The sequence below is a fragment of the Trinickia sp. genome (genome assembly GCF_035492435.1).
Classification (GTDB): domain Bacteria; phylum Pseudomonadota; class Gammaproteobacteria; order Burkholderiales; family Burkholderiaceae; genus Trinickia.
Genome location: NZ_DATJJF010000224.1, coordinates 1 through 8,350 on the forward strand (window position 1 = coordinate 1; position 8,350 = coordinate 8,350).

Sequence of the window (8,350 nt, forward strand, 5' to 3'; positions counted from 1 at the left end):
AACATCTGCCTAAATGCCGTTGACGCGGCTCGAAGCGGCGCGGTGACCTGCCACGATGTTGAATTTCTGAGTTCTACGATTTCTTGCTCAAGATGTTTGAGCCGCTCGTTCTCGGATCGAAGGTGCTCCACCTGAGCCCGCAGGGCGGGTTGCGCTTTCCGCTCCTCTTTCTGGCACACGCTGGAGACGTGGTCTTTCGCTTCGAGTTCGACTCGCTTCCAACTTTCGATGATTTTTTCCTTTGAGGACTCAGGGCGAAGAGTTACGAAGAATTCAATGAATCCGGTCTCCGTGTCATGGAATCCTGCGCAGGCGAAATCCAGCAGTCCAAGTTCACCCAGTCGCCCCATCAGCCGCGCAAAGGACTTTGGTGTGAATACCCAGCAGTGGACGTCGTGATAGGTCTTGTTGTTGACGACGTCACGTGCAAGATTAAGTGCGTCGGTGAAATCGTGATGCTTCTGCAACCCATCCGGATCGATGCGGCCTTCCCACGCCGCCTGGCAATCCATGACGATCACGTTCATCACATGATCAATAACCGAATATGGCTGTGGAATGCGCGCGCGGACAGCGTAACTTGCCAATAAGTCAGACAGTCGCGTTTCCTCGCGCAGGAAATCGAAAGTGAAGCGGCGATCAGGGACGATCAGGCGCACGCTTCCGCATTCCTTGAGAATGCTTCGAATCTCAGTGAGCCAGGTAATCATATCCGGCACATGTTCGATGACGTGCGACGCCACGACGTAATCGAACTTGCGGCCCTTTACTGCATCTGAAAGCGTGTTGTCGCCCCAGATGGCATCGACGTGGACGATATTGTCTGTGATCACGTCAGGGTGCTTGGCGTACTTGGCTACCAGCGTATCGCGGTCCGCATGGTCTACGTACAGGATCTCGCCGTCTTCGCGGCGAACAAATGGGCTGGCGAGCGCTCCAATTTCCACGCCGACCATATTCGGCAGGTCCAGGCCGCCGAGCAGCCTTTCTCGCCGCGATATAGCCATGTCGTCCTCCGGAAATATTCTTACCGTTCAGGACATATCTCGGTTCAATACGGACATACACGAGCTACAGCAACACTAGCACGGCCGGTTACGGATCTCCCTTCGCCACCCTCACCGTGCGCATCGGTGCGTAGGGCATTCTCGTTTCGTGGTGATGGTGATCATCTCACGAGGCGCGCCCGAAGGAATCCACTAACCGCGTAGACGCTTATCGTAAAGTTTGCCAGAGCGACAAGGTAGACCGTGGTGCCAGACGAGCACTGGCGTCCAACCAGAAACCGGCCAGTCAGCTAAATTACGAGTGGTGTACTCGGCGGGTTAAGGTGGGGTCGCTCAAAAGGCACGCTTCATTTCTCCGGGCTCCGCACTTGTCGTGCCGTGAAGGAAACTAGTTTTCTTGTCGAGCCCCTTCTCGCGAAGCTTGCCCATGATGTTCCCGCCGCATGCGTCGAACTCGACGAGCGAAGCCGCGTACTTGGACTTCGACAGCGACTTGCCGATGTAAGTCACCGAATGGCCGGTGCGGATGTCAGCCATGTCGGCCATTGGACACGTCAGATTTTCAGACGTGAGACCTTGGTCCCGTCAAGCGAGACATTACCCATCAGCCCGGCATTGGTGAGCACAATCGCCTCGACGGGTGCAGTGGCCGTGGTTGTATCGATTGCGCCGTTCGCTCCGATTTTCAGCAGTGCGATTGACGCGTCCGCACCTGCCGTCCAGCCATCTGAATTGCGAAAATGGTTAAGGGCATCCTGGGTCAAAAACAGGAAGATGAGTGATTTTGACTGGCCTCCGGCAAGGAAGCCAAACGCTGCAGACACAGTACTGTAATATCCAACGGACGAACCGCCAACGCGCAGGGCGCCTTCGCCGTACTGCCCGCCAACGATGAAGCCAACCTCGACCACCGACGGAAAAACGAGTAAACCCTGCGACTTTCCGGCAAGCTCGCGCGAACCCTGTACCGTTGAATAGAGTCGAGAAATCGTGCCGTCCACACTTGCGTCGATGGACTGGCGCTTCGACATATCTGTCGCAGCCGTCGCCGGCTGATTGCCGGTCGTCGTGCATCCGGCAAGCTCAAAGCCTCCAACCGCGAGTGTGGCCACTGCGCCGCACATAAAGCTTCTCCGTTTCATGTTGCTCCTCCGTCAGCGCGATAGCATTGCTAAGCGATAGATCATGTCCCCGTGCCACTGCCTGCCCCGCTTTCAATGATGCTCGAACAGGGTGATCTGGCCGCTCCTCTTATGGAGCTCTCGGACCTTGGTCTTGAAAGAATCCTTCGGTGTCTTCTTGCACTCGCCGACGATGACGGCGACGGCTTCGCGGTGTCGACCACCGTCGTGTCGGTCTCCCCCCGTCATTGGATGAAGCTCAATATAGGTAGTTGCGCCATTGAAAGGAATCGGTCTTTAGTCTCATATCCATCCAGTCTTCCCCATGCGCTGGCGGCCAATTTCCTAAACGAATGTAGGTCAGGCGCCCTGGCGTCATAACGCGTCGCTACGTTTTCCGACTCCCCACAATGAGGGCGCAAGAAGCGGCGGTTCCCCTAAGCGTAGGCTCATCAGCGCGAAAGCGAGCACGCGTTACTGAGCTTCGCTCAGCTTCGCCAAGGGCGAGACGCCGCCGGCTTTGGGGGTTTCTGGTCGATCACGATGTACGACAGCTCGTACTTTTTTATCCGAATCCGCAGAACAAACTCACTGAGGGTATGCGCGACAGAATCGGTGCCCAATCCCCAACGGATCGCTTGACCTCTATTTCTCGAACTGCAAGCAGGGTAATGCGCCAGAGGAGAACTGGCTTCCCGCACCACCGGATAACAGTGCTGGCAGCACACGGCGCGCCGCGCGTAAGCGACAACAGCTGCGGCCCTGTTCGGGCAGGAGGAGAGGGGCGCCACAAAGCAAAAAGCCCAGTCACGAGGACTAGGCTTTTTGTTTGATTCTTTGGTAGGCCGTGCGGGATTCGAACCTGCGACCAACGGATTAAAAGTCCGCTGCTCTACCAGCTGAGCTAACGACCCGAAAGACCAAAATTATAGCGAGCTAATTTGGCGGCGTCAACAGTCCCCTGCCCTTTTTCTTCGTTGGCCGTGAACATAAGCTATCCAGACGCAGAACACGCCATCACCCTCCCACTCCTGCATCAACTTTCCGCGCCAAAGCCTTCAGCGCGTCCGATACCGCAACGGGATACGAATCGGCGGCCTCGAGCGCGCGCAGCCGTGCCGGCAATGCGCGCAATTGCCGGCGCGCATGATCGCGGCTATCGGCAAGGCTGGGCAGATCCCTGCGACGCACGCCCGCCGTCATCACGGGCTCCAGCAACGCAATGCCATCGCGATTTTCGTGCGCAAGCGTCAGCCAATCGCCGTCCATCACGCCGTTCGCGCCTTCATGCCGAAAAGCCGCTTTGCGTCCGGGCCATGTCGCCTTGCCCTCAGACCGCTTGCGACAAGGCTTGTGCGCGTACTCCACGAGCTTATAGGCACAATCAAGATACGGCGCATCCGAAGACGTGTTCATCCGTGTGCCCACCCCGAACCCGTCGATCGGTGCCTTCGCTGAAATCAAATCACGAATGCGGTACTCGTCCAGGCTGCCGCTCGCGAAAATCGCGACATGCGTGAGGTGTCCATCGTCGAGAATTCTCCGCACGCGCCGCGCGTGATCGGCCAGATCGCCGCTATCGATGCGCACGGCCTTGATGGCAATGCCATCACGCTCGAGGCGTCGCGCAACATCGACGACCTTGGCAGCGGCGGCTTCTGTGTTGTAGGTATCGATCAGCAAAGTCACGTGCTTGGGCTGCGATCTCGCAAACTGCTCGAACGCCGTGAATTCATCGGCATGAGCCTGCACGTACGAATGCGCCATCGTCCCCTGGACGGGAATGCCAAACTGCAAGCCCGCCAAGACGGTTGCCGTGCCTCCAAATCCCGCAAGATAACTCGCGCGGGCCGATAAAAGCGCCGCCTCAGCGCCATGCGCACGACGCAATCCAAAATCAACGAGATCCAGACCGGGCCCGGCAAGCACGATCCGTGCGGCCTTGCTGGCCACGACGGTCTCGTAGTGAAGCAAGTTCATGACACGGCTTTCGACGAGCTGCGCTTCGCGCATCGGCGCCGTGACACGCAATATCGGCTCCTCAGCGTAAAAAACGGTGCCCTCTCGCATCGCCTCCACGTCCCCCGTAAAACGCAGTGTTTCAAGGGACTTGAGAAACGCCAGCGTAAATCGCCCCGTTTGGGCGAGCAGCGAGAGATCGTCGGATGAGAACCGAAGGTTCTCCAGGTAGTCGAGCACCTGCTCGAGCCCTGCCGCCATCAGAAAGTTTCGGTGGCGCGGCAACTCGCGCACAAAAAACTCGAACGATGCCATTTCGTTCATGCCGGCGTCGAAGTACGCCTGAAGCATCGTCAGTTCGTACAAGTCAGTCAGGAGGGGGCTCTCGATCGGAATCTTCACGACGCGCCTGCGTTGCGTTCAACCGTGCCTCGTTCGACGAGCGCCGCCACTCACGCCCACAGGGCGTCAAACGCCTCGCACGGCAATTGATGCGTACTCCTTAATGATATGCAGCTCATGAAATCCCGCCGCTCGACGTCGTGCGTCACTCAGCGTCGATGAAAGCGCCGCGACGATACGAATATCATGCGCACCAACATCGAAGATGCACTCGCGCGATCGCCGCTAGTGCGAAAGCAACACGCGCGCCCGGGTTCCAATATCGCTGCCCCGGGCGACGCTTCAACGCTGGACCACTGTGGCGGCGCCGATCGCACGTCTGACCTTCGCCACTTCGGACGCGCTCACTGCGGACCCACGATTGCCCCAGCTGCTGCGCACGTAGGTGAGCACCGTTGCAACCTCCTGATCGCTGAGCCGTTCGGCGAACCCGGGCATGGCGAAACGCGTTGGGGCCCCGTGAGTAGCCGGCATCGCGCCGCCGCTCAGCACAAGATGAATCAACGAGGTGGGATCCTCCGTGTTGATCACCGAGCTCTGCGCGAGCGGTGGGAAAGTTTCGCTGTAGCCTTGGCCAGTGCTGCGGTGGCATGCCGCGCAGTTATCAAGGAAAAGCATTGCACCGCCGCTCTTGTCCGTACCGGTTCTCAACGCCTTCGCGGTCGTGTCGTCATAGGCGAGCGCCGTTTCCTTTGAATCCAGCGGCCTCAACGTCTTCAGGTATGCCGCGATCGCCTCCAGATCGGCATCATCCAGGTACTGAGTGCTGTGCTCGACGACGTCGGCCATGCCGCCAAACGCGGCCGCGCGATGCGTGCGCCCCGCCTTGAGGAACTGCACGATGTCCTGCGTGCTCCACATGCCGAGCCCATCGACGGGGTCAGCCCTCAGGTCCTTGGCGAAATAATGATTGATGACGCTGCCCGACAGGAATGCGGTACTTTCATCGCCGAGCGCTTCCTCCTGATAGCCCATGCCTCGCCCCGTATGACAGGCGCCGCAGTGCGCCAATCCTTGAACGAGGTAGCGGCCGCGTGCCACGGTATCGCCGTCGGGCGCGTTGGTCACCTCAACGACAGACGGCGCGAAGAGCCACCGCCACGCTGCCAGCGGCCAACGCGCCGAAAGCGGCCACGGTATGTCGGGCTGCCTGTTCGACCGGTTCACCGGCGGGACGCCGCGCATGAAGTAAGCGTAAAGCGCCTTGACGTCGTCCTCTTTGACGCTCACATAGGACGGATATGGCATGGCCGGATAAAGCGAGTACCCGGCCTTCGATATGCCATGCCGCAGCGCCCGGTCGAAATCTTCGAGACTATAGCTGCCAATGCCCGTTGTCTTGTCGGGCGTAATGTTGGTCGAATACACCTTGCCAATCGGCGTCTCGATTGGCAAACCACCTGCGAACGGCTCGCCGTCCTTCGCGGTGTGACAGGCGACACAGTCGCCCACACGCGCGAGGTACGCACCTTGCCGCGCAAGCTGAGCGTCATCGGCTGCCACCGATGCGCCATGCGCCGATGCGGCCAGCAACGCCCAAACCACGGCAGACGACGCCAGCTTCATTGCATGTCGGATCATTGCTTAGGACTCCTTACGCCTGCACAAGCGGACCAGGGTCCTTGAGATACTGCTCGCGGATTGCCTTGGCCGACCAGTACGCAAGCGCCGCCACGAGACCGGTCGGGTTATAGCCCATGTTCTGCGGAAACGCAGAAGCTCCCATCACGAAGACGTTCGGTACGTCCCAGCTCTGCAAGTAGCGGTTGACCACGCTCTCTTTGGGCGACTCGCCCATGATGGCGCCACCCGTCGTATGAGTGGTTTGGTAAATGCGCGTGTCGTAATGCGAGCCTTTCTTGCGCGTCGCGATCCAAAACTTTTCTGGATTCATCGCCTTGGCCACGTCGCCCACGCGTTTGCCGACATAGCCGAGCATGTCGAATTCGTTGTCGTGCCAATCAAAGGTCATGCGCAAAAGCGGCTGACCGAATGAGTCCTTATACGTGGGATCGAGATCGAGGTAGGCGTCGCGGTATGACATGACCGAACCTGAAATGGCGATCGTCATGTAACGCTGATAGGCGTCCTGCACACCCGCCTTCCATGCAGTGCCCCAACTCGGCGTCCCGGGGACGGTCGGTGCCTGTTTGATCGGTCGCCCGCCGGTGCGGATGTGGCGGACGCTTGCGCCGCCAATGAAACCAAGCGGGCCATGGTCGAACTGGTCGCCGTTCAAATCGTCCATCGCCACGCCGCCGGCCCCCGACCCGACGAACGGATTGAGCTGAGTGCCTTTGGGTAGCAATACATTAACGGCGCCGGTCATCTGATACGCGTAGTTCTTCCCAACCACGCCTTCGCGCGTATGGGGGTCATACGGCTTGCCGATGCCTGAGAGCAGCAGCAGGCGAACGTTGTGCATCTGAAATGCGCTGACGATGACAAGATCGGCCGGCTGTTCCACCTCTCGACCCTGCGGATCGATGTAGGTGACGCCCGTGGCGCGTGTGCCGCTCGCATCGAGATTGACCTTCGTGACGTGCGAGCGCACGCGCAGCTCGAAGTTCGGCTTCTTGAGCAGAACCGGCAGGATGGTCGTCTGTGGCGATGCCTTCGAATACATGTAGCAACCGAAGTTTTCACAGTACCCGCAGAAGTTGCACGGGCCAAGACGCACCCCGTACGGGTTCGTGTAAGGCTGCGAGGCATTGGCCGCCGGCGCGGGATAGGGGTGAAAACCCACTTCACGAACCGCTCTCTCGAAGAGCTCCGCGCCGTATCCGTTCGTGAGCGCCGGCGTCGGGAACTCGCTACTGCGGCGGCCTTCCAACGGGTTGCCGCCCGGCACGATCCGGCCAGCGAGATTCCCTGCCTTGCCCGACGTACCGAAGACCTTTTCCGCCATGCCGTAGAACGGCTCCAGTTCTTCGTAGGTCACGCCGAAGTCCTGGATCGTCATGTTTTCGGGAATGAACTTCTTGCCGTAGCGCTCTTCGTAGTGGGAACGGATGACGAGTTCCTCCGGCAGGTTGCGGTAATGCATGCCATTCCAGTGAAAGCCCGAACCCCCCACGCCATCGCCGAGCAGAAACGAGCCGTGCTGACGATACGGCATTGCAACGTCGTCCATCGCGTGGCGAACCGTCACCGTCTCGCGCGAAAGATCCTGGAACAGTGCGCCGCGCACCGAGTACTTCAACTCGTCGGCTATCTTCGGATATTGCGCATCGTTCGGCGTATCGCGCATCGCGCCGCGCTCGAGCGCGACCACATTCAGCCCGGCCTCCGTGAGTTCCTGCCCGAGAATCGCACCCGTCCACCCGAAGCCGATGATCACCACATCGGTTTTGTTTTTCTTGATCGTCATGTTCACCCCCGCTCGCCTGAGATCGATACCGGGCCGTACGGATACTTGGTGTTAGGCTGATCGATCCAGTCCGCGAAGTCGGCGCGGGCGCCGGGAAAACCAATCATCTTCCAACCACCCATGTTCTTGTTGCCGCCATAGATCGGGTCGGCGAAAAAACCCTCCTTGGTATTGGCGAGCAGATAGCCGAAAAACACCTTCGCGGGCACCGTGGCGAGTTCGATCTTTCCGTGCTCGAGATCGCTCAGCACTTGCTCTTGGGTCGGGTGATCAAGCGAGGCGAACGTCTTGTCGCCATGCATCTTCTTGCACCAGTCGTCACACTCGGCAATGCCGTGCTGGTAGATGTCACGCGGCGTGAGGTTCATCTGCAAGCCGAACTCCGGCTTTGCGTCAGGATGAAACGGCCCCTGCGAATAGCGCAGCTTGCCGTGGCCGTAGGGCGTCTCCATCTGGCGATCGATGTATTCGGGCACGTTCGTTTCGACCGC

General features: G+C 59.3%; 7 protein-coding genes and 1 tRNA gene. All 8 read right to left on the reverse strand.

Annotated elements, in window-relative coordinates; all coding sequences use genetic code 11:
• The coding region (locus tag VL598_RS16280; RefSeq protein ID WP_325327760.1) for a methyltransferase domain-containing protein at nt 1-1,007 on the reverse strand (1,007 nt) is incomplete at its 3' end.
• A 333-nt stretch (nt 1,008-1,340) separates the two neighbouring features.
• Nucleotides 1,341-1,553: a hypothetical protein gene (locus VL598_RS16285; protein WP_325327761.1), complete on the reverse strand. Its 213-nt coding sequence runs from the start codon at nt 1,551-1,553 to the stop codon at nt 1,341-1,343.
• Nucleotides 1,554-1,561: 8 nt separating this feature from the next.
• The gene (locus VL598_RS16290) at nt 1,562-2,149 is read right to left on the reverse strand and encodes a BPSL1445 family SYLF domain-containing lipoprotein (protein ID WP_325327762.1); all 588 of its coding nucleotides are present in this window, start codon (nt 2,147-2,149) and stop codon (nt 1,562-1,564) included.
• Nucleotides 2,150-2,966: 817 nt separating this feature from the next.
• Nucleotides 2,967-3,042, reverse strand: a tRNA-Lys gene (locus VL598_RS16295).
• Between the two features lie 103 nt (nt 3,043-3,145).
• Complete coding sequence (locus VL598_RS16300) at nt 3,146-4,483, reverse strand: nicotinate phosphoribosyltransferase (protein WP_414718737.1); 1,338 nt, start codon at nt 4,481-4,483, stop codon at nt 3,146-3,148.
• A gap of 288 nt (nt 4,484-4,771) precedes the next feature.
• Nucleotides 4,772-6,070 carry a cytochrome c gene (locus VL598_RS16305; protein WP_325327764.1) on the reverse strand — a complete coding sequence of 433 codons (1,299 nt, stop codon included), beginning with the start codon at nt 6,068-6,070 and terminating at the stop codon, nt 4,772-4,774.
• A 13-nt stretch (nt 6,071-6,083) separates the two neighbouring features.
• Complete coding sequence (locus tag VL598_RS16310; RefSeq protein ID WP_325327765.1) at nt 6,084-7,859, reverse strand: GMC family oxidoreductase; 1,776 nt, start codon at nt 7,857-7,859, stop codon at nt 6,084-6,086.
• Between the two features lie 2 nt (nt 7,860-7,861).
• A partial coding sequence (locus tag VL598_RS16315; protein WP_325327766.1) for a gluconate 2-dehydrogenase subunit 3 family protein occupies nt 7,862-8,350 on the reverse strand: 489 nt, incomplete at its 5' end.